The 21,723-nt window shown below is 41.4% G+C and carries 31 protein-coding genes; 15 read left to right on the top strand and 16 right to left on the bottom strand.

The genetic code is table 11. From position 1 onward, the window contains the following. Positions 1 to 80 precede the first annotated feature (80 nt). The 13 genes from RH88_RS00450 to RH88_RS00395 all read left to right on the top strand — a co-directional run bounded on the left by RH88_RS00450 (position 81) and on the right by RH88_RS00395 (position 7,115). The gene (locus RH88_RS00450; RefSeq protein WP_005592683.1) at positions 81 to 461 is read left to right on the top strand and encodes a hypothetical protein; all 381 of its coding nucleotides are present in this window, start codon (positions 81 to 83) and stop codon (positions 459 to 461) included. Between the two features lie 76 nt (positions 462 to 537). Further along, complete coding sequence (locus RH88_RS00445; protein WP_005592682.1) at positions 538 to 774, top strand: DUF4160 domain-containing protein; 237 nt, start codon at positions 538 to 540, stop codon at positions 772 to 774. Further along, on the top strand, positions 737 to 997 hold the full coding sequence (locus RH88_RS00440) for a DUF2442 domain-containing protein (protein WP_005592681.1): 261 nt from the start codon (positions 737 to 739) through the stop codon (positions 995 to 997). The genes RH88_RS00445 and RH88_RS00440 overlap by 38 nt, the downstream gene beginning before the upstream one ends. Before the next feature lie 9 nt (positions 998 to 1,006). Then, positions 1,007 to 1,231, top strand: coding sequence for a hypothetical protein (locus tag RH88_RS00435; RefSeq protein WP_005592680.1), 225 nt, complete (start codon positions 1,007 to 1,009; stop codon positions 1,229 to 1,231). A gap of 226 nt (positions 1,232 to 1,457) precedes the next feature. Continuing rightward, positions 1,458 to 1,676 (top strand): hypothetical protein, encoded by a 219-nt coding sequence (locus tag RH88_RS00430; RefSeq protein WP_005592678.1) that lies wholly within the window; start codon positions 1,458 to 1,460, stop codon positions 1,674 to 1,676. 4 nt (positions 1,677 to 1,680) lie between these two features. Then, entirely contained in the window at positions 1,681 to 2,034 is a 354-nt protein-coding gene (locus RH88_RS00425; RefSeq protein WP_005592676.1) for a hypothetical protein, read from the top strand. A gap of 10 nt (positions 2,035 to 2,044) precedes the next feature. Then, positions 2,045 to 2,254, top strand: a complete 210-nt coding sequence (locus RH88_RS00420; RefSeq protein ID WP_005592674.1) for a hypothetical protein — start codon at positions 2,045 to 2,047, stop codon at positions 2,252 to 2,254. Between the two features lie 12 nt (positions 2,255 to 2,266). After that, complete coding sequence (locus RH88_RS00415) at positions 2,267 to 2,509, top strand: hypothetical protein (RefSeq protein WP_005592672.1); 243 nt, start codon at positions 2,267 to 2,269, stop codon at positions 2,507 to 2,509. A gap of 9 nt (positions 2,510 to 2,518) precedes the next feature. Beyond that, on the top strand, positions 2,519 to 2,695 hold the full coding sequence (locus RH88_RS23490; protein WP_005592671.1) for a hypothetical protein: 177 nt from the start codon (positions 2,519 to 2,521) through the stop codon (positions 2,693 to 2,695). 11 nt (positions 2,696 to 2,706) lie between these two features. Continuing rightward, complete coding sequence (locus RH88_RS00410) at positions 2,707 to 3,528, top strand: competence protein CoiA family protein (RefSeq protein WP_005592670.1); 822 nt, start codon at positions 2,707 to 2,709, stop codon at positions 3,526 to 3,528. Between the two features lie 732 nt (positions 3,529 to 4,260). Continuing rightward, a complete protein-coding gene (locus tag RH88_RS23815) occupies positions 4,261 to 4,851 on the top strand; it encodes a hypothetical protein (protein ID WP_005592668.1) in 591 nt (196 codons plus the stop codon). A gap of 89 nt (positions 4,852 to 4,940) precedes the next feature. Next, complete coding sequence (locus RH88_RS00400; protein WP_005592667.1) at positions 4,941 to 5,270, top strand: hypothetical protein; 330 nt, start codon at positions 4,941 to 4,943, stop codon at positions 5,268 to 5,270. Between the two features lie 477 nt (positions 5,271 to 5,747). Then, a complete protein-coding gene (locus RH88_RS00395; RefSeq protein ID WP_005592665.1) occupies positions 5,748 to 7,115 on the top strand; it encodes a DUF3560 domain-containing protein in 1,368 nt (455 codons plus the stop codon). Positions 7,116 to 8,448: 1,333 nt separating this feature from the next. Here the strand turns inward: RH88_RS00395 and RH88_RS00390 are convergent. The 4 genes from RH88_RS00390 to RH88_RS00375 form a co-directional block, all read right to left on the bottom strand. Beyond that, entirely contained in the window at positions 8,449 to 8,838 is a 390-nt protein-coding gene (locus RH88_RS00390; protein ID WP_005592661.1) for an H-NS family histone-like protein, read from the bottom strand. 121 nt (positions 8,839 to 8,959) lie between these two features. Next, positions 8,960 to 9,514 carry a hypothetical protein gene (locus tag RH88_RS00385; protein ID WP_005592659.1) on the bottom strand — a complete coding sequence of 185 codons (555 nt, stop codon included), beginning with the start codon at positions 9,512 to 9,514 and terminating at the stop codon, positions 8,960 to 8,962. Between the two features lies 1 nt (position 9,515). Next, positions 9,516 to 10,223, bottom strand: coding sequence for a StbB family protein (gene stbB, locus RH88_RS00380; protein ID WP_005592657.1), 708 nt, complete (start codon positions 10,221 to 10,223; stop codon positions 9,516 to 9,518). Between the two features lie 30 nt (positions 10,224 to 10,253). Then, a complete protein-coding gene (locus tag RH88_RS00375; protein ID WP_138944236.1) occupies positions 10,254 to 10,613 on the bottom strand; it encodes a hypothetical protein in 360 nt (119 codons plus the stop codon). Positions 10,614 to 11,059: 446 nt separating this feature from the next. On the opposite strand from RH88_RS00375, the gene RH88_RS24065 reads away from it, so the two are divergent. Then, positions 11,060 to 11,407 (top strand): plasmid mobilization protein, encoded by a 348-nt coding sequence (locus RH88_RS24065; protein WP_005592652.1) that lies wholly within the window; start codon positions 11,060 to 11,062, stop codon positions 11,405 to 11,407. Next, complete coding sequence (locus RH88_RS00360) at positions 11,401 to 14,676, top strand: LPD7 domain-containing protein (RefSeq protein WP_005592651.1); 3,276 nt, start codon at positions 11,401 to 11,403, stop codon at positions 14,674 to 14,676. Before RH88_RS24065 ends, RH88_RS00360 begins: the two co-directional genes overlap by 7 nt. Before the next feature lie 62 nt (positions 14,677 to 14,738). Here RH88_RS00360 and tenpIN read toward each other — a convergent pair whose 3' ends face one another. From tenpIN to RH88_RS00300, 12 genes are all read right to left on the bottom strand, one after another. Continuing rightward, positions 14,739 to 15,179 (bottom strand): type III toxin-antitoxin system TenpIN family toxin, encoded by a 441-nt coding sequence (gene tenpIN, locus RH88_RS00355; protein ID WP_040757767.1) that lies wholly within the window; start codon positions 15,177 to 15,179, stop codon positions 14,739 to 14,741. 215 nt (positions 15,180 to 15,394) lie between these two features. After that, positions 15,395 to 15,904 (bottom strand): lytic transglycosylase domain-containing protein, encoded by a 510-nt coding sequence (locus tag RH88_RS00350; protein WP_241212148.1) that lies wholly within the window; start codon positions 15,902 to 15,904, stop codon positions 15,395 to 15,397. 8 nt (positions 15,905 to 15,912) lie between these two features. Continuing rightward, the gene (locus tag RH88_RS22650; RefSeq protein ID WP_005592648.1) at positions 15,913 to 16,368 is read right to left on the bottom strand and encodes a hypothetical protein; all 456 of its coding nucleotides are present in this window, start codon (positions 16,366 to 16,368) and stop codon (positions 15,913 to 15,915) included. 16 nt (positions 16,369 to 16,384) lie between these two features. Continuing rightward, on the bottom strand, positions 16,385 to 16,747 hold the full coding sequence (locus RH88_RS00340; protein ID WP_005592646.1) for a hypothetical protein: 363 nt from the start codon (positions 16,745 to 16,747) through the stop codon (positions 16,385 to 16,387). Positions 16,748 to 16,804: 57 nt separating this feature from the next. Next, entirely contained in the window at positions 16,805 to 17,440 is a 636-nt protein-coding gene (locus tag RH88_RS00335) for a hypothetical protein (protein WP_241212147.1), read from the bottom strand. Positions 17,441 to 17,617: 177 nt separating this feature from the next. Further along, complete coding sequence (locus RH88_RS00330; RefSeq protein WP_005592643.1) at positions 17,618 to 17,851, bottom strand: hypothetical protein; 234 nt, start codon at positions 17,849 to 17,851, stop codon at positions 17,618 to 17,620. 82 nt (positions 17,852 to 17,933) lie between these two features. Next, the gene (locus RH88_RS00325) at positions 17,934 to 18,950 is read right to left on the bottom strand and encodes a trypsin-like serine protease (protein ID WP_005592642.1); all 1,017 of its coding nucleotides are present in this window, start codon (positions 18,948 to 18,950) and stop codon (positions 17,934 to 17,936) included. A gap of 81 nt (positions 18,951 to 19,031) precedes the next feature. Further along, positions 19,032 to 19,214, bottom strand: a complete 183-nt coding sequence (locus RH88_RS00320; RefSeq protein WP_005592641.1) for a hypothetical protein — start codon at positions 19,212 to 19,214, stop codon at positions 19,032 to 19,034. A 62-nt stretch (positions 19,215 to 19,276) separates the two neighbouring features. Further along, entirely contained in the window at positions 19,277 to 19,714 is a 438-nt protein-coding gene (locus RH88_RS00315; protein WP_005592640.1) for a hypothetical protein, read from the bottom strand. A 9-nt stretch (positions 19,715 to 19,723) separates the two neighbouring features. Beyond that, positions 19,724 to 20,695 carry a hypothetical protein gene (locus tag RH88_RS00310; RefSeq protein WP_005592639.1) on the bottom strand — a complete coding sequence of 324 codons (972 nt, stop codon included), beginning with the start codon at positions 20,693 to 20,695 and terminating at the stop codon, positions 19,724 to 19,726. Positions 20,696 to 20,703: 8 nt separating this feature from the next. Further along, on the bottom strand, positions 20,704 to 21,177 hold the full coding sequence (locus tag RH88_RS22645) for a hypothetical protein (RefSeq protein WP_005592638.1): 474 nt from the start codon (positions 21,175 to 21,177) through the stop codon (positions 20,704 to 20,706). Continuing rightward, on the bottom strand, positions 21,177 to 21,723 hold a 547-nt coding region (locus tag RH88_RS00300), incomplete at its 5' end, for a hypothetical protein (RefSeq protein ID WP_005592637.1). The genes RH88_RS00300 and RH88_RS22645, both read right to left, overlap by 1 nt.

The following is a 21,723-nucleotide window of genomic DNA, read 5'->3' as shown; positions in this document are numbered from 1 at the left end:
CACCTTAATCGTATTCATACGATTAAGGTGTGAATTATAATTGACGGTAAGAGGCAATGTGTGCGGTTAAGGATTAATATTTGAAAACTATTCGTATCAGCAAACAACAAAAGAAATCGTTATTACTCATCCATTTGTTAGAGCTTAAATATGGTAAACATATTCCAGTTAACACGAGTTTTATGCGCTTACAAGTTGAGAGGCAATTGCGTGAGGAAAGCACAGTAGATTTGAAGTTATCTGCTAACCATTTCTTAGTTTCGTTGCGTACTCTAGCGGATAATGGATTTTTGGTTTTTCAGCCTAACGTTGACCGCTCCATTGATTCAAACGCCAGAGCTAACGAAAATATGTGGCAGTTAACCGATCAGGGCCGACAGTTCGCTGAAACTTATCTTTCCGCTTCTTTACGGCCAAAGCGTCAGTATATAAAAAAAATCGCTGAGGTTGGTCAGTCCTAGCACATACTAGCGTAAGGTTGTTTGCGTTTATGTTGATAAGGTGCAAGCTTTTAAGTCAATTTATTAAGGAAGTCTAATGAGTCCGGCGGTTTACAGAGAAAAAGGCTACAAGTTTTTTTTCTACTCCAACGAAGAACAGCGCTTGCATGTTCATGTTGTTGGTGAAGATGGCGAGGCTAAATTTTGGATTGAACCCGAAATCACTCTAGCCAAAAGTTATAACCTTTCAGTGAGAGAGTTAAACAAACTAGAGCAAAGCGTAAGAGAGCATGAAGATGAAATCAAAGCAGCTTGGCACAAACACTTTAGTTAAGGTCTTAGGGGTTAGCCCCTTTGGTCTTTGGTTACTAGCTGAGAATGAAGAGCACTTTCTCAGTTTTGAAGAATTTCCGTGGTTTGAAAATGCGCCAGTGAAAGCTGTTTTCAACGTCGAAAAGCAAGGCCGTAGCGGTTTTTGCTGGCCTGATTTGGATGTTGATTTGACGCTAGACGGCATCAAACATCCTGATCAATATCCACTAAAAGCGAAGCATTAAGGGTATACGATGCAGTATGAGACAAATCCCAAAGGACTATCATGGCCAATTAAACCGTCAATTATCGTAGATGATCTAGTAGCAGGAAATGTAAGTATCTATTTGTCACCAGAAATTCCGTTATCTTCTTATTCGCTCAAACAGTGCTTTGAAAATATACCATTTAAGAAGGAATCGAAGAAAGAATGGATTAGAGAGCTTCGTCAAATTGCAGATGAATTGGAAAGTAAATGAGGAAGTCAGATGTATACCAAGCATACACCCGATTATTACCCATGTGGTAATTGTGGAAGAGATCTAAAGGTTAGCGAATATAGTTCGTATTGTAGTCCTGATATTAAGGCGAAGCGTAGTGATGTGCATGTTCACTACTCCCCTAATTATTATCCATTTACGTTAATGTGTACGTGCGGAAACTATACAGTTGTGACAGATGTAAAACCAAGCTAGAGGGAACACAATGACAAAATATTGGTTTGGTTTTAGACAATTGCCAGATGGTGGGACTATTGCTTGTGGGCCTTACTCAAGTGCTGATGAAGCAAATAAGGAACGTAATATTGCAAAAGCGATAGACGCGGATGTATCACAATGGCTTGTGGCAGATACATATGAGGAAGCAGAGCAAAGAGCGGCTTTTTTTCTAGAAAACAAGCCTCTTCCGGAAAAGCAGGGTTAGCAGAATGGATTGGACATTGGTATCGGGTGTTGTTGGAGGGTTAGGCTTAGGTACACTAATTAACTCCCTTTACACCTCGTATAGTTCTCAAAAGTCGGTACGAGTGCAACGTTTGTATGGTGAAAAGAGAGACGCATATATCGGGCTTCTGAATGCTTTGCACGTAGCAGCAATCTCTCCATCAAATGAATCATCGAAAAACTATGCTTTGTGGCAAACTAAATGCTCTTTGTTTGGCTCCAAAGATGTAATAGAGGCAGCGCAAATGATCGTTGAAACAAACGATAATAGAAAGCGAAGAGATAGCGCTTTTGACTCTCTACTAAATGCCATGCGAAAAGACTTAAACGATCTATAGGGGAAAACAGATGAAATCAGTTGAGCTAGAAGGTTACGAACTAAGCCCAAATGTACGTAAGTTTTGTTTCGTTTTGTTGATGGCTTTTGTTGTTGTAATTGGCGCTTCAATCTTTGGTCTGTATGTGCCGGAAAAAATCAAAGACATAGCGTTTTTTTTAGCTCTACCCGCAGGGCTACTGGTTAACGTTAGTCGCTTATCAATTTGGGTTAAGAAGTAACGAGGGAAAAGTATGAAAACGCCACATCAAAAGGTAAACGTAAAAATCCAAATAGAAGGTGCGCCAGAGCCAATTATCAACGGCACATTCGATTCTGATGGAATGTACGAATGGTACGGTGACAAGTTACCACTTAATCAGTATTTGTCGCATGTAGTTAAGAGCGCTTTGGCAATTCAAACTGATACTACTTCTAAGGTGGTTCTGTTCGATCCAAAAGCTGAATACTTACTTTTCAATCCAAACGGTCAGTAGAGGGAAATCATGCAAAGTCCTGATCATATTCAAAAGAAAACTATTGGAATTTTGACCGAGGTAATTCAACAGCTTGTTGAAGAAGGTGTAGATAAGGAGGTAGCCACAAAAAGAGTGGGTGAAAACTTTGCAAGACTCAACTATAGCGGTGTGAATATTACTATTGAGTTATTGAAAGCACCATAAGAAGGGGAATTATGACTAACGTTTCTGTTCTGATGCCCTTTGCTAGATGCAATGAGACTAATCTTATCATTGGTATTGAAGAAGCTAGCCGAGGCCACAAATGTAATTGCCGCTGTCTTTCGTGCAATACGCCGGTTACGGCCAGAAAAGCTGATGTGAATCAGTGGCACTTTGCTCATAGAACTGACAAGGTCTGCACTTCTAATGAATGCAATTTTTCACCTGTTACGGCTATTGCCCTGATATTACGCCAGCAAATATCATCATTGCAGAATTTTGACCTTGATGATTGGTCTTTCGATGATGTCATGTGGCAGTTAGATTTAAATATTAATGGTGTGATGATCGATGCTTTTGCGCGTGACACTACCAATAGTTTATCAATCGCGGTTGAGATCCCTTTTGCTAATGACAAGGGAACCAGTTTAGAAGACTTGGTTTCTGTTGCTGATATTGTTTTAAGTATCGATACCCACGCTATAGCCACTTATCTATTTGCTGAACACTCTAAAGCAACTTTGCTTCGTCCGGCACAGATCTTTGATTTGTTGCTTGAGCATTGGCATAAATGGGTTAAAAATCTTCATCCGTCTGCTCAAGAGCCTGAATCCGTTAATTCTGTTTCTGTTGATGATGATCTCACCAAAGAACTGATTCAACCGTCACATTTCCCTGTTCCAAATGCGCCTCCAAAGGCTAAATGTGTTTGCTGTGATAAACATGAGGCGACTTATGGCAAAGGACTGCTTTGTAAAGGATGCGTATGGAAGCATGTGGGGCCTGATTTTAATAACTTAACAGATATGATTAATTTTTATCGCAATCGGATATGATGATTTAATCCTGGTTTGAATCGTTTTATCTTTTGTCACGGTTTGCTTGGGTGTCATTTTTTATGAAAGCTTTATATACCGTTGCCGTTTTTCTATCGTTTTTTTTCGTCATTCTGGCCTTATCTATTCATCTGCAAAATGCGACTGCGACGCCTAATTGCAATGAAGCTAAACAAGGCGAACTCTGTGTTATTCAATTTTTAGAGTAAACGGGTTAATTATTTACCTCTTATTCGTAGGTGTACGATTAAGGAGTGAATATTTTTGGCGTTACCCTTCGGGCAGGGCTTTTCGCTTGTATCTTCCAGCTATGGGCTAAGAGTGTCATCGCCCAATTAAGTCACATTCGTGCCTTCCCTGGGCGTGACGCTCTACAATCCCCTATCTGCAAGGATATCGCTGCAATCCTGAACGCAACTACGCTATGCGCCTGAAGCGGCGCGCTTCGCTAAAGCATTCGCACTCCTGCGGAGTCCTCACAAAGCATTTCACTTTCTCCTGATAAGTGCTTGTAATCGCGGCTTGCCGTCTCATGTGCCATGTCATTCATCCTATGTATATGCGTGAGTTGTCCCCCCGTTCCCGCGTCTTCCTGTAACCATCCTCAAATCAGCTCCTTATCTGCAAGGGTATATAAACGCTTCGCGCCCTTGCAGATAAGAACCATGTTTGAGGAGTGGACAGTCAGGCGAAAACGAAGATGAAAACTCACTAAACATAGGAATCACTGCCATGACACACTCGACTGCAATCCACTCAACAATCACTAATCAGCAGCAAGCGACCAAGTTCTCGAACTTGGAGTCGAAGGCTTCTTCCAAAAATGAAATGGGAATATTAAACCAACTTAAAGAACTTGGTTTTAGACACTCTTTTATTGAACAATTAAAAGGCTGGTATCAGCTAGAAAACCTTTCTATTTCTGCTCCAATTGGAAGCGAAGCTGAAAGGAAGGGGTTAAAAGTAGGGGATACAGTTCGCTTTAAAAACGACTACGGAATTAATTTCTACGGCTCGCGTATCTTTGCTTTTTTCCATGTGGTTCACGAGGGCCAAGAAGAACAGATTATCTTTATTGATAACGATTCTTGGTGGTTTCCGAGTATTTCCGATCAAATCCGCAAACATACAAGGGAAGACGATTTTATTCACGCGGCTATTGAAGCCTCACGCCATGCCTCAAACGCGAGAAACTTCGATGTTGAAGATGAGCTTTGCGCCTTAGCCGATAAGCTAGAAAAGAAAACGATTCAAATTGAAGTGGTTAAATCTGCGCTGATTGAATATGACTCGAAAAACAAGACTAGATTTGCAATCTGCTGATTGCAGTTTCTATGTAGATAGGGTGGCGCCTTACTAAAGGTTGTGAAAGTAAGGCGCCTGAGCATCATTAGGAAGTAGGATTCATCATAATGACATTTAAAAATGTAACTGAAAATCAAACACAAAGCTATACACCAAACTCAAATTTATTCGATTTGGGATCGGTTTTTATTACCCAAGGCATCAATCAATTACTGTCATCGGCCTATTTGTCACCGGTTTTTTTAAATCCTTGTCTGTTTCGCCATATGGGCGGTGATTGGGGTTGTATTTGCGATGATGATAAACGCTGCAATGACGAGGCGACTAAGACCGGTGATCGCATTCTGTCGGAGTATCTTTTTTCTGGTCAGCGGATTTGGATTATTACGGAAGCTGATCGCAGTATGACAACTGTTATGTTACCTAGCGAATATTAATTTTTTGCGGGCGTTTCCCCTATGGGGGCGGGCTTTTCGGCTTCGCCTCGTGTCGATAACTTAACTCAATACGAGCGAGCTAATACCAGGTTCATGCTTCACTTGGCATTAGCTCGCTCTGTTCGTTTAAGTTCCTGTCACACAATCCCTAACGCAACTACGCTATGCGCCTGAAGCGGCGCGCTTCGCTAGAGCATTCCCACTCCTGCGGAGTATTCACAAAAGCATTTCACTTTCTTCTGATAAGTGCTTGTAATCGCGGCTTGCCGTCTCATGTGCCATGTCGTTCATCCTATGTCTATGCGTGAGTTGTTCACCCCCGTTCTCGCGTCTTCCTGTAACCATCCTCAAATCAGAACCTTATCTGCAAGGGTTCGCTTTGCCGCTTCGCGCCCTTGCAGATAAGAACCATGTTTGAGGAGTGGACAGTCAGGCGAAAACGAAGATGAAAACTCACTAAACATAGGAATCACTGCCATGACACACTCGACTGCAATCCACTCAACAATCACTAATCAGCAGCAAGCGACCAGCGTATCCCCGCTGGAGCAGTCAGGCTCTTCCAAATCTGAAATCCTCAAGAGCTTTAAAGCGGGTAAACTTCGCAAGAACGCGAAAAATAAAATCGCTTTGTTGTTGTCAGTAGCGACTAAAATTGTGCTGAAAACGCAATCTATGGGGATGGATGATTGCTGGAGTAGTAATACACCTAAAGCCGTTGACGTGGATTTTTTCTGGACTTGGTATGAAAAGGAATACAGCGATCTAGAAATCTATGTGACAGTGGTTGATGGCGTCCTAACGAAAGTGCGTTTTTCAGATTGTCCTTACCATTTCTCTACTGACATTGTTTTAACGTTTGATGCTATCGAGTGTGAAGAAAGCGAAGCGGAAGCTGTAGAGCTAGAAACGATTGAGCCTGTTGAGCTGGCAACCATTGAATCATTCAATGATTTTGAAGAAGAAAAAGTGATCGAAAAAATTGAGGTGGTTTGGAGTGAGTCAAATCATTTCGAGGACGGCGAGATCTTAACGCTGGCGCAATACAACGAAAAATCAATCATGGAAGCGCTAGAGATTGGACGCGGCCAAGGTTACGCAAAAACTAAAATCACCGTTCATTTTCAAGGTGAAGAAGCCGACACAATGCGCCATGATATTGATGCGGATTACCCAACGCTAAACATTTATTTAGCCGCATATAAAATCCGAGTTATCGAAAAGCCGGCTAAAATTCGCGTGACGTATTCAGACGTTAAGAACGCGCTAGAGCAAGGCTATATTTCACCGCTTAACCATGACCAAAAACAACCAGAGCCAACGCCACCGAGTGACGATGTAACGAGCCGCAAAGTGGTAAGCCTTGGGGATTATCAAGAGCGTTTAGAATCGAAGCGCGAGCGCTTAGAGGCGAGAGCAGAAAAGGCAAACGCTGAATCTAACCACTATTACACCGCCAGCAAAAGCCGCGCATCGATGATCCCTTTCGGCCAGCCTATCTTAGTTGGCCACCATTCAGAAAAACGCGCTCGACGTGACGCTGACCGAATTTTTAACGATATGGGAAAATCAGTCGCAGCCGCAAGAAAGGCCGAACGATTAGAAGAGAGAGCGGCGAACGTGGGGCGCAATGGTATTGCGTCAGATGATCCCGAAGCTATCCAAAAGCTAAAAGAGAAACTAGCAGGACTAGAGCGCAGTCAAGAAACGATGAAAGCAATCAACAAGGTGATCCGCTCAAAGCACATGACTGACGCAGACAAAATCGAATATATGACAACAAACGCACAACCTAACCGAAGAAAAGGCGAAAGGGTTACTAGAAGGGGATTTTTGCGGCCGTGAAGGTTATCCAAGCTACAAGTTAACCAACAATAGCGCGACCATTCGCACTACAAAGCAGCGCATCGAGGAATTAGAAGCGCTACACAATCAAGCAGCATTAAGTGAGCAAGGCTGTATAGATTCGGTTAACTGGTCATTGTATGAGGAAGACGGACGCATAAAAGTAACCTTTGATGCTATCCCTAGTGAAGAGGTGCGCAAGGTTCTAAAATCAAACGGTTTCAAATGGTCACGTTATAGCAAAGCATGGGTTAGAAAAATCACCGCAAACGCGGTAGCAACAACCCGATACATGATCCAGCACCTTAACGAGTTTTAATGAGAAACAGCCTTCGGGCTGTTTTTTTTTGCGAGCGAGGCTCATTCTTCGCCTCGCCCCCAAATGAGCCTAAAGGCTCAATCGAACTTACCCACATACCAACAATCGGCTGGAAATAGTCCTAAAGGTTTCCAGTTTTCCTCATGTTGATATGTGGATAAGTTCGAGGCACTCGCTGATATAACGTTAGTCGTGCTCTATTTATGTTCGAGCTTTGCCCCGCAGGGAGAAGCGTAGCGAGAATGGACTTATCGCGCACACCTTCGTTATAAGCGCTGCATAATCCACATCAAATCGTTCAGATTGGGAAATGAACCATCAGCACCAACGGACTCAAAGCAACTGCACACCAGAGAACGAACCAGCAAATGACCCTGTGTTAGCGAAAGTTATAGCGTGAACGGGATCATGTATGCGTGTGCTGTTATTCCAGCATCAACAAAATCCGATGCGCACCCTACAGAATCGCTTTTAATCTACTCTCACCATCGATATTCGCTGGCGTTGCACACACAAGCCCATATACCCACAATCGGCTTGAGATTGTCCTAAAGGTCTCAAGTTTCCTCATGATGGATATATGGGCTTGTGTGTGGAGAAATACGTTAGTTTTATGGTCGTTAGTTCATTATGGGAAATTGCTTTCAGCAATTTCATGCTTATACACATACCCACAATCGATAGGGGCATTTGATTGGCCCCGTACCTCTCATGTGGATATGTGCATAAGCATGAGTGCGACTCTATAAGCTTTAGAGGTTCGACTTTTACACAACTACACCGCCACTTCCGAGAATATTCCTACGGTCTCGAAAGCAGCCGTGCATTTGTGCATAAGTCGCCGTGAATTGTTAAGCAAAGGCGGTCATCTTGATTTAAAAAATCTTTCCTTGAGAGACTCAAATGCATCTTGGAAAGTATAGATGAATACAAGCCCAATCATAATAATTATGAATAAAGTGAATAATCCAGCATAGCTAATATTAATGGTATCCATTTATCTTCCCTTTGGGATTAGATCAGATAATCGTCTAGGTTTTTATCTACTAGAAATGATGGTGTACGTCCTTGGCCTGTCCATGTTTTTTCATTACCGTTGTCATCGGTATAACGGTATTTAGCTGGACGTGGTGCGCGCTTTGCTTTCTTTGTCACTGGTTGATTAGATAATGCCGCCATCAGTTCGCCAACATCGATACCGTCGCGTTTTAATGTTGCTGCGATCTCTTTTAGTTTAGCTTCTTTCTCTTCACGTTCCGCATCCAGCTCCGCTTCTTCGATTTTTCGTTCATCGATCACGGCACTTAATTTTTGTTTGATTTCCTCTAGTTGTTCAAGAGTCAATTCACGGCTGAATGCACGAAGTGAACGAATATTAAGAAGGGTTTTTGTTAGTTCTGACATTGAAAAAGATCCTTATGATGTGGTCGTCAGTGTAGGTTTTTGTACTTATCCATGAGTAGCTAGAGACATTAACCCCGATCTCTCGCTGCTTGTGGGTAAGTACAAAAACCGGCCAAAATAGTTAAATCCAACGGAAGTACTTCAATACACAAATGGTAAAGAGACTGGTCAGTATTGGCAAAGCCACGATAGCTGCACAAATGTAGAACTTATCTAACACGATCAGTCCGTTAATGCTTCGCTGTAGTTGCCAGATGGTTTTTTCTTCTAACTTGATAGCGTGTTCTTTTGCTGCGGCTTCAAACTGAGTCGCTTTTTGTTCAAGAATAGCTTGATTTTGGTTATTAGCCTCAATTTGGAATGCTTGATTTTTGCTACTCATATCAGCTATTACATCGCGTAATGTATCCGCCAGCGTAGTGCTGTGTTTGTCTATTTCTTCTGTTACCGCAACAATTTGATTCATTTTTTTTGAAAATCTTTCATCAAACTCATTTGGAATAGAGTCAAGAGATTTGTTTAAACTTTCTATTTCTAATAGAACATTAGCTAGAGATTCTTTTACATTAATAGGAAGTTTTTGAATGATTGATTCAAATTCGAAATAGTCAGCAAGTAAAATGCGTAGTCGCGCATCGACAACCTCATCAACTCTATTTAGATTTAAGGGGTTCATGTTAAGATCCTAAGTTTAGATTTAAAAATGCAGCATCAAGAATGTCATTGACACCATTTATTAGTTGTTTTGTTGTACGTAGTTCTGATATTTCTAAACGTTCATCTCTATCAGTGCTTTCTCTAAGCATTGCTTTGAAGTCTCTATTGTCATTAGTTACTTCACTAAATGTTCGACCTTGCTGTGATAGTAATGAAAATGCTGATGTTTCATATATCGTTGGCGTATTTGCATGGTTTACGATTAGATCTAGTTCTTCTTTTATGCTTTTGATAAAAAAAGAATATTGTCTATCAGTTGGGATTATTTTGTCAGCTTGATTGAAAATGAATCGAATTTTTTCTGGTTCAACACCTAATGTGCCTAACGTTGTTACTGTGGAAACTGAATCTATTTGTTGTTTGTGTTTTGGTGTGATAGGAATAATAAAGTAGTCAATGTCATCATGAGAACCCTTAAACTCTTTCATTTGGTGAATGAAGGTTTCTATATTAGATGAGCCTACATCTAATATTGCATGATCGTACAAGTCGGTTTCTTGTATGATTGAGTGAAACTCACCTGCTGAAAATTTAAGGTCATCTGTTCCGTCAGAGTTTATAGTTTCAACTTTTATTATTTGTGAGTCGGTTAGTCTAGGTTGTAGTAACACTTGGCAAATAGTGGATTTGCCTACATTACCAGAGTTGTTTACGATAGCTAGTTTCATGTTTTTACCTGTTGTTCGTTAATTGTTCTATTATATTGTTTTTTTGTTTTTGATGGAAATAATATGTTCAGTGATCTTTCTGGATAACTGAAACTCGTTAGCGCAATTCCAAGACAGGACCGTTTCTACCGAAACGTTGTTTTTTTCGAGCATTCGAATAAGGTTTTTTGCTGAAACATTAGCATTCTTCCACTTTTCTATAATGTCTTCTGTCTGAGGGGTTTTTTCATTATTAGTTGATCTGCTTAATGCATTAGTGTTTTGCATTTTATGTTTTTCTTTATCTGGTGTCTGTTCTTGAGATGTTTCTTTCGTGGATAGTGATTGAAGTTTTATTCTTTTGTTTGTTTGATAGAGAGTTTCTCTAAATACGCGAATACTTTGTTTCATTGCTACACATTCCATGATGAAAGCCACTTTGTACCCGTCGTTCATCACGCTCCTTATCTCGTCATAGTTGTTTCTGACAGCTTTCGAGAATGATACAGGGGCTTCTAGGTCTTCTATGAAACTAGCTAATCTTTTCCTAATGTTATCGTGATATTTGGTGTCCATAAGATTGCTATTGATTTTGTGTTGAATTGATATTGATTTGTAATTGTATATCATTTGACTTTGGTTTGTACATTAGTTGTACAAGTTTTGAATTTTTCTTGAAAAAGTATTGTAATTCAATTGAGATTTCATTGTTTTTGCAGAATTGAAAGAAAAACATAGGCACGCTGTCGATGTATACAAAATTACTTCGTAATTTGATATAATCGCGTGCCAAAGGGGGAAACCCCTTTGAACCCCTAAAGGCGCAAGGTTCTACGAACCAAAATGGACGATTGATAATGGCTAATAAAGAGAACAAGAACGTGCCCATATCTTTTCGACTTACTGAGTCGGAATATGAGCCATATAAGAAGATCATGGAAACGACGGAACTCACTAAGACTGAGTTTTTCCGCCGTATATTCTTGAACCAAGAATATACATTCAACGTTAATGAACGTCGGCCAGTTGAGTATGATAAGTTACTTTTTATATTCAATAAATCCGGTAACAATTTAAACCAAGTTGCACATAAGCTTAATAGTGCGTATCGAGGTAATGTTATTAGTGAGAAGGTGTATATTGAAACGTTGAACAACCTTATTAGCATTGAGCGTCTACTCCAAGGGGCACTAGATAAATGTTAGCGCGTGTGACGGGTGGAAAAACGGGCATCGTTGAATATTTGGTTGATGGCATCAAGTCAGGTAGAGAATTAAGCCGTGATGAACTCGATCACCGTGTTTGTATTGATGGTAATTTACAAGCGACAGAAAGCATCATTAATAAAATTAACGATTCAAAAGATTCTGAGGCTTACCTACATATCACGCTTAGTTTTGGTGAGCGTGATATTGAACATGAGCGCATTATAAAAGCTTATAATGAATATAAGTCTAACATAATGACCGCATTTCATAAAGATGAATATAATATCTATGCGGAAATACATTACCCGAAGGTTAAATCATACAATGACAAAAAAACGGGAGAGTTAATAGAACGATTCCCTCATGTTCATATTGTTATTCCAAAAGTTAACTTGGTCACAAATAAATCACTGGCGCCGTTTGGTGTTTATAAGGATAATATAGATTATCATGATGCGATCCAAGAGAAGGTAAATAGAACTGGTAATTTGGAATCGCCTTATGATAATCAAAGAAAGTACCGTTTGTTTTCTGATGGTTCTGATTTTATTAGTCGTTATAAAGGTGATAATTTTAAAGGTTCTAATGCTGAGTTTAGACAGTCATTGTTTAATCTGATTAATGACAAAAACATTAGAACAATGGACGGTTTTAAAGATGAATTATCAAAGTTTGGCAAAGTTTCCAAAGGTCGAGCTGGTTCAGATAGTGAATATTTAAAAGTTAAACTAAACGGTCAATCTAAAAATATCAGATTGAAAGACGCTTGCTTCAAATCTAACTACATAGAAAATAGAGAGCTTTTAAGAGATAAGCCAACCGATAAACAAATCGAGAAATTGGTTAATGAATGGCGTAATGCGCGAAGTTATGAAATGAAATATGTTCATCCATCTTCACCTAAATTTAGGAAGCATTACTATTCACTGGAACAAAATGAAAGGCAGGATTTATTAAATGAGCGACGAGAACAATTCAATACCACATATTTTCAATCGAGAAGACGGACGACAAATCGAGAGTCTGGTTTTGAACGAATTGGATTTAAACAGTTTGCCAAAATCTCAAACGGCTTGCCAAGTCTGCCCCAACGCGGTTTGGTTAGAGCAAGCGGAGAATGGGCAGAAGTTTCCCAAAGTATTTTGCCGAGTGATGCAAACGTTGATCTGGACGCCGGAGGAACAAGTCGAGATCACCAATTGCGACGGGCTATTGATAGGGGTGGAAGAAGCAGAGATGCCAGAAGCACCAATGGAGGAGTTCGAGCCGGAATTAATTCCAGTCGATTAGGGAAAGAAAGCACTACTGGTTTGCCATCGAGATTATTAACCGTTTCACCGGTTAAAGCGGCTGTTGTCGATAAACCGAGATCTGTTGCTGAGCAGTTTTTAAAAACTCATTTATCGCATAGGACTAGCCAGCAAGAGCGCGATCAATTTCGTGTGATCCGTCAGCGGCTTGAACCAGAACGTCTAATCGAACATTTTGAAAAGACACACGGTTTAGTACCACAGAATTACAGTGTCTTTCGGGCGAAGGATGGCAGTGCCAGGATCAAAACAGAAAGTCGTGCTTATAACGTCAGTGATTTTTGTACTGGACACATGCACTTGAATTGGGAGCAAACAAAAACGCTACTTTCATCGATGTATCGAGATCAGTGTTTGGAGCGAGATGACCGACAAGTATTGAACGCGATCTCGTCAGCAAGCCGTTATGTCACGCAGGGTTACAGCAATAAACAAAAATTATCGCGCCTTGATGAATCTATTAGGGTGTTTAAGTTCTTGGTTAGACAAGAGCAATTTGAGGAAAAGAGAATGGCATTATCAGATTTGAAAAAATACAGCACTTTGCCAGGCAGAGAGCAAAATAGTATCTCTAACGCAGAGCTTGAGTTGCGAAGCATCAAAGACAACTTTAAGCGCCAGCAAGCACTTGCTGAGCAGCTAACGTTAAGGTTGTCTGATCTTGTTCCTACCAAGGACTTAAAAGGCAAGCAGATCACTTTCAAAGACGTGAACACCGGCGATGCAATCTTTAGAGATACCGGCAACCAAATTGTTATGAGTAGCAGAAAGCCTGATGTTGCACATATTGCAGCCGCTATGACGTTGGCTGCTGAAAAGTTTGGGACAGTCAATATCACAGGAACGAAAGCATTTAAGCAACAAGTGATCGATGTGGCCGTGGCTAAAAACTTAAATATCGTCTTTGCTTCAAAAGACATGCAGGCATTATTTATTAAGTGCCGTGATGAGTTTAAAGCTGATCATTCACATGCGAATGGTGACAATGTAACGGATGTTAATGCTAAGTCTCAATCTAACAGCGCTGAGCATTCAATGGATGAGGTTAGTAAGGTATCACAGCAAATCAAAGAAGCTTTACAAGTCGTTGATGTATTGGCCCGTGATCAGAAAAAGATGGAACAGCTTGATAGTGATGGCCTTGCTGAAATGGCAGTGCGTCATCATGCGCTGGCAGAGAAGCATACTGATAGTGCAGGGTATAAATATATTATTGCGCAGATTGAGCAAGGTGCGGAAAGCAACAAGGACTATGGCGATGCTTTAGCTCCAGTAATTCAGAAAGAGCAAAATCAAAGTCATTCTGTTGCCAATGATCATGAGCATGTTGAGTCAAAGGATTTAGACGAGAAAGTTGTCGAAAATGAAGCTGTCATTTTAGTTGCGCATGGTAAAGCCCCTTATCTGCATGAAGAGGGCGCAAAGCCAAGTTATTACGTTGAGTTAAGTAATGGCGAAACAAAGTGGGGTGTTGGTCTTCAAGATGCGATTAAAGAAAGTGGCGTTGAAATTGGCGATAGCGTGGATGTTCAGCGAGTTGGAGAGCGTGACGTTACCGTTATGGCTGATGTTAAAGATGAGAAAGGGAAAAAGATTGGCGTTGAGCCATTAGAAACACATCGTGTTGAGTGGGATATTACTATTGTTCAACGTGGCAGTGATAACGTTGAGTTGGTGAAGGATGCGATCACAGTAGAGTATCAATATTCCAAGGAAGAAGGGAAGTTGCAGCCGTTCTTTAACGGCCAAGCCGCAAAAGAAATACCGATTGAGGTACTGATGGCTATTCGTGAAAGTGACAAATTCTTGAGCCAGTATGAAGTTAAGGACATTCTCAATGGCGCCTTAGAGCAAAAACAAGCTCAAGGAATCATGCCACTAGAAAGAGTTTACACATCGAAAGGTGAGGTTGTAGAAGCGGCAGAACAAGACACAACAAGCGCAACCCAAAAATAGTAATGCCGTGTTGTGGTTACTCCCGATTTTGAATGCTTGTGTTGAAAAACACAGGCATTTTTTTACAAGCCTAATTCAGCATGAAAGTATTGTAATGTGGTGAATTTAAAACGGTGGTCTGTTGTAGATGTTCCTTTCTTTACACATGCAATGTAAGCCGCTACAAACTTCTCAAAATCCGCTATGATTTTTTCTTTGTTTGATTGAATTTTATCAAACTCTTTTTTCTCTCGAAGCTTAAAAGCTGTTGGCTCAATGTCAGTGGATTGCACGACAAGGGCTTTGGAATAATCAAGGCCGTTCCAGATGAGTTTGTTTCCACGCTTCATAGAGATTGTTTTAAATCCGTTGCTATGATTCATATTGCTGCGTAATGGTATTGCGTAGATAAGCTCGTTTACTGTGATAGATACGATCCCATAGCCACGGTTCTTTTCGAGTACCTGCGGCCTATCCTTAGCTAGTTGAGCATAGGCGTCCTGGTTTAACGTTCTAATATCCATTATTTTCCTTCGGGCACAAAAAAACCCCATAAAGGGGCTTCTTTGTGTAGATTAATCCAATGAGGTTGATACTGTTTCATGTGGGGATACCTCTACCGCCACTCATCCAATGAGGTTGATACTGTTTTACAAGGGGATACCTCTACCGCCTTTCATCTACAACATTATATTAGTCTTTTCTTGTTATTCTTACAAGCTCAATTCAGATCGTAGGTTTAATTTGGTGGTGTTTTATAGTGGGCCATGACCTTCTTTATGTATTGTCTAGTTTCAGGAAATGGTGGAACTCCACCATATTTAGCAACATTACCTTCGCCAGCGTTATACGCTGCGAGAGCTAACTCCACGTTGTTGTAACGTTTCATCAATCGAGAGAAAAGCGCAGTGCCGGCACGAATGTTTTCGTGTGGATCAAACGGGTTTATCTGTGCTGCTTTGCTGTTTATATCCATTAGCTGCATTAGACCTTTGGCTCCTTTGGGGCTTACTGCTTTCGGGTTAAAAGCGCTTTCGTTGTGAATAATCGAGACAATCAATTGAGCTGGCACATTATACTCACGGCTGTATTTTGAGATGGTCGTGCAGTAGTTTGGGCAGCGGATATTACGCTTAATAATGATTTTTTTTACGCCATCGTAAGTTCTGCCGCCGGATGTGATTGCTGCATTGGCTGATTGAATCCAAAGCAGTGACGCTAATATGAATCCAATGTATTTGAGCATCATTGTTCCCTCTATTTAGTTCGCTCTACCTGTAGTTCGGGGTTGTGTTGTCGGCAATAGGCAATAATGGTTTCAATTAAGTAAAGAACATCGACGCTATCGTAGACGCTAATATCAACGTTGCCTGTTCTGACTCCATCCTGAAAGTTCCAGAGGTCGGGAATCGAGGTATTACCTTCGGTTATGGTAATCTCAAATTGGCTATCGAAATTGAGTACGTGGTGTGGTGCTGTTGCACGATAAGAGTAGAGAGTGATTTTGTTTGGCCGAAAGTTCGAAGATTCGAGAGTGCTATTTAAGAAACGGTTTAACTCAGAGCTATAGGTTGGGTTCACGCATAGTTGATGAAAAACTTCACGGCCAAAAAGGACTTTTCTTTTTGTTGAGAATCTGTGGGCGTTCTTATCAACGTCTTCATTCAGAATGATGAAGTGACTTGAGTTTGAGTGTTCATGGGATGTCGTCATGGTTTTTCCTGTAGTGTTAGTTTGTTGCTTGTTCAACAATACGGTCTATAAACATACCAATGCGGCTTTTGCTGTTTAAACGAAAGTTGCCGGTCTTGAGCCAGTTGAAAAAGCAGTACGGCCAAAGCAACCATTGAAAAAGGACGAATAGAGCATACAAAACACGCCACCCCACAGCTCCGCCTTTAGAGTGGGTGTGGCAACGATAGAGCGTGTACTCTTCCAGTTCTTCTTCAATGGCATTTCTTATGTCGCGTTTTTCTTCCCATGTTTTTAACAAAAGCTTCTTATCCAATTGATCTACAATTGTGTCGATAAGCTCTAGCTTATTGTGATGCCAAACTGATGAATGATTGACGTATCGATTGTTAATGGTCATGATTTTTGCTTCCTAACGCCGCTGCGCGTTGTTCCACCCAAGCTCAAAATCGTAAGCTTACGATTTCTCACTCGCGTGCCGGTTTAAAGTCAGAGTGATTTGATACCACTGTGTTAGTGAAAGTGAATTAATGGTCTGATTGGCTTTGGTGCGCCTCAGATTAGCCAGTACCGCTATTTCCCACAGATGGTTAACCCAGTGAATTGATTTACCTGTTACAAGCCAGTGCGGGCTTGTTAACCGCTCTAGTGCGCCCAATCCTCTTAATGCTTTATCTTTGTAGAACATAGGGGAGGTTAACGTGATTTGTGTTATGCCAAATGCGCTCAATTTGCCTAGTAAATCTAAGAGTTCAACATAGTGGCCACGTTGAAAGCTATCGGCTGGATTGCTGAGGTGGATTTGAGCTTTTGAGTTATCGAGTATGTCAGGAATGACGGTCAACAATGCGTTTGAGTTAGCTTTGAAGCGACAAATTCTAGTGGCGTAGAAATAGGTTAGTAGCGAAGTGAGTAGTACGCTGGTTATGATCGAGTAATCAATCACTAGCAAAAAGATCACGGTACATAGCCAAAATATGACGCTTGTTTTTCGTTGAACGTTTGGCGGTGGTCTGTCTAGGTTATTGGGGGCTTTCATTAGTTGCCAGATAACAAAGAGATAGCCGAAGAAAAATAGAGTTATCGTGATCATTTGAATCATTGTTTGGCCGTTTCTTAAAATTGAGATAGTGTTTCGATGTGCTACAAGAAAGAGTTTTTCCCCATATTTCTCTACTCTTGTTAGTGCGGTTTGAGCGAAGGGTGAAAGAAAGCCTCGACGGAATGGATTCTGTCGAGGCTTTTTCTATTCTAGTGGGTAGCGTTGAGATTAATTATATTCTGCATCTTCAAGCTCAATTTCTGGTGCTGTTGGGTAGAGAGTGTGCCCGTCACTAAAGCTGATACTTTTGACTAGTTTTTTCTCAAGGTTATGCTTGATGAACGAGTCCATGCTGTTCTTAGTAAAGGCACAGTAGATATGGCTACCCTGAGCAAAGTCAGATTTTAGAAAGTCATCGAGAGACACAATATTGGATGCGTGATAAAACTTTTTATTATCCATTTGTATAGTTTGATTCCTCGTTATTATTCAAGCGTGAAAAAGGCGACTATAGAAGCCGCCGATTTGTTTGTTCTGTTTATTATTAGCGTTTGCGAGAGCGCATCACACCTAAACCAAATAAGCCTAGTAGACCGAACAAGCTCATTGATCCGCCGCTAGAACCACCGCCAGCGCTTGGTGGTGTTGGTGGTTCAACAGGAGTTGGTTTATTCAGTTCGATAAATTCAGTCCCAGAAAGCTGTATTTGACCTTCACCGCCATTACTTTCTACAACGATAGTACATTTCTCAAACGGTAATACAGTTGGCTTTGTTAAACAGGTACTTTGATCTCGAATGATGGTTGCGTCGCCTGTTTCGTTAGACTCCACAGAAAAATCTACACCGGCTGGATTACTATGCAATGATTGAATCGTAATGGTTTCGCGTCCATTAACATTAGCCAATGTAGGGTAATGCCATGCGTTCACTGTTTGCGATAACCAATCTTTAACCGGTGCAAGGCGTGTTGCTGTCATGCTGTTATCATTACCAACAGTGCGTGATACACCTATAATGTCGCCTTCGGTGTTCACCCATGGGCCACCTGAATCACCACCTTGTAATACGCCTTGACCAATATCATTGCTCACATAGAGAAATGATAGGTCGTGAGGTTCTCCGGATGTATCAGCAATTTGAGATACGCCTTTTTTCAATAAATCTGAACCACCAAAACCGTACATTGTTACGTGATCACCAACACGAATAGGATCGTGATTCAAATCGGCCACAAAACGTATATCTTTGGTTAGATGCGCTCGTTCCAATTCCCAAACCGCAATGTCTGGTGAAAATTGATTAGTGCCATCATCTGGTGGGAGGTGATATTCGAGAATATTTATAGCATCTTTGATTGTGCCATCTGAATCGGAAAATCCAACATTAGGTACTCCCCTGCAATGTCCAGCAGTCAGTAGATATTTACCGCCTATTAGTGTGCTGGTGCAACTCATAGTTGTCATGTTTGTAAAATCTTTACGCCAATCTAATGATTCCCCTCCAACTATAGCCATTGCGGATGGAGAACTTAACGCGAGTAATAAAAGGGCTTTTTTCATTGTTATTATTCCGATTGAATCACGATATTTGATCGATCTATTTTACTGAAGAAATCATTTCGATGCAATATTAATCGTTAATTATATTTTCTCTTTTATGATGTAAGGTAATCCACGCACAGCATCGATCATATAAGGGTTTTTGTGTGGATCTACTGCTATGTGATGAATGCGAGTGGGTGCTGAATATCCCCATCTTTTTGCAAGGGTTGTTGCTGTCCATCCTTTTTTTGTGTACTCCGCTTTGAACTCTTCTTTAGTCATTGTTTTAGCCCTTTGTTTGATTATGTATAGTTAATCTTACAAAGGGCGTGATTTAGGTCAAGTTATTTCTCGTAAGCAGAAACTTGATAGTGGAAGTTGAAATATCGAGCTGGCGTCCATTGCGCACAAATTTGAGTTGCGCCGTTGGTTGTCAGTTTTTGAGCGACCCCACGAGTATGAGAGTCCTTATGGTTGTTTTGATCTTCATAGGTTCCGACGACATAAATATCGTGCGTTGAAACAGAAGTTTTATCTGGCGGATAAACGTTAGTACAACTACTGGTTGAGTGTCCGTTGAATACAATTGGTACACTGTTTGTACCAACTGCGGCATCAATTTCTCGCTGTGTAAACCCCTGCGTTGGTGGATTGTGTGGGTTTTCTGCGGCTAATTGGCGTTCATCCTCCAGTGCGTCTTCGTAAGTTACTTTCGCCATAGCATTGCCACAACTTATGGCTAGAATGAGACCTAAATACAGGTTCGTTTTTTTTGCTGTCATATCAGCTCCTTATTTGCATTGCAAAAGTGCAGTCACTTTCCCTAAATGAAGGGTGTGGCCTGCACCACTAAATTTATGTTTTGCTCCCACATCTAAACCCACGCGAATCTGAGTCGCATTTTCTTCAATCAAATACGCTCTTTGTAGACCCGTCAGGCTATAGGTTGGGTGTGTGTTAATTTCGGTAATACTGAACGTTGAATTTAAGGTCATCCCTTGTGGGCACGGTGGTTTTCGTAACCATTGGCCGTGTTCAACGGTGTAGATTTTGGTTAAGCCCTGAACAACGGATTGCTGTGTGCCGTTGCTATTTTTTATGGTTACATCTTTAGCGTTCGTTATCGCAAAGTTGCCGCCCACGTCCCAATCACCAAGCAACGTCGAATCGTCGCCGCTGCGCTTAACCAACGATTCATACGCAAAGGCTTTATCTGGCCTATCGATGCGAACGGTTAAGATGTTGTTTGCATCGTCGTAGAAAATATTGGGAACTTGCGCGAGCATGGCGAGTGTGGTTTGTCGCTCAAATTTAAGTGCTACTGAGTCTTTATCAGGTAGCTTTACATCAAATTCGGCGCGGTAATGACTCACGCCGGAACCGTCATCTTTCGGTACGGCAACAACTCGATAATCTCTTTCACCAATCTCGCCCCAAGGGGTTTGATTGACTTTCATACAAAAGCCTTTCTGATTATCTTCATTGGTACATGTTGGAATGTATTTCGGTTCAAGTGCCCCTAATCGGTTCGGAAAAATCGCCGCCCCATTGATTCGATGCCCTTCCAAATAACGGTCATTCACAAAGGCGTGTACTTGGGTTCGTAAGTAGATAATTCGGTTATAGAACGATTCTGAGTTAGTCAAAATTCGGCGTTTTGCGCTTTCTTCTGCCACCCACATTGAGCCAACAATGACCACGCCAAGGACGATGGACATTGAAGCTAGCATTGCAAAGCCTTGTTGTTTTTTTAAACCTTTCAATTGGCCTCCTATCGGATACAACCCGTATTGGTGTTGAGTTCTTGCCAGTCAGGTAGTTGATAATTTAACGGAGCGTTAAATAGTAAAGTTGCGCCTTGGATTTCGTCAGGGGTAAGCCGAGTTGCCACGTTCTGCAACTTCGGCTCAATTATCGTCACGCCCACTTGTATGCCGCTTGGCCTTGCCTTGGGTACGCCGCTTTGTAAGTAGCGCACGTCATAGCGAACATCATCGCTTGGTAAGGTCAGGTTTAAATCCGCCAGTGTTAGCGCCGCTTGAGGTAAGCAGCGCGTTGTTAACACAGCTTTGGCATAGTTAAATTGCGCTTCTTGCGTGATGGTCTCGATCGTTTGGTTAATGCTGGCCGCATTTTGATAGAGTCTCGCCCATTGGGTAATCGGCGGCACAAGAAGTGCAAAGAATAGGATGGTGACGATAAGGTATTGACTTAATTCCGCGCTAAGAAAGCCGCGCTGACGCATTAGTACGTCATTTTGATAGACGTTGCGGTTGTCGCCAGAGTGTCGCAACCGTCAGCTTCATTACAGTTAGCGCGTGTAGAAGACGCAATTGAGTTAGCAAGGCTTGGAATACGGTGCGCGTCTTCTGGTAGTGTGGCTGTCACATCAAATAGCCCTTTACTGCCGGTATTCGCTGAAATTGACCAGTCACCACCAAACGGGTTTGTTGCACGACCATCATTTGATGAGCCACAAAGCGATTTGTTTAGACCGCCTTCTTCACACACTTTAGTAATGGTCACGCCTTCAAAGTTAGGGCGGGCTTTTTTCCATGCGTTTGTTTCTTGCGCAATCTCATTCGCTTGCGATAAAAAACGGGCTTCATTGATTTTGTATCGAAAGTTTGGTGCTTGCGACACCATAAAAATCAGTGCAATTACGACCACACCAATCACCATAGCCAGCTCAGCAGAGAGCGCACCACGTTGTTTGTTTTTCATTGAAGGACGAGCAGCGAACGTTGGGTTATTCATTGTTTTCATAATAAGTATCTCAATTAGTTGATAG

The organism is Vibrio scophthalmi LMG 19158, assembly GCF_000222585.1.
GTDB classification, from domain to species: Bacteria; Pseudomonadota; Gammaproteobacteria; order Enterobacterales; family Vibrionaceae; genus Vibrio; species Vibrio scophthalmi.
This window is presented reverse-complemented; position numbering and strand designations above follow the sequence as displayed.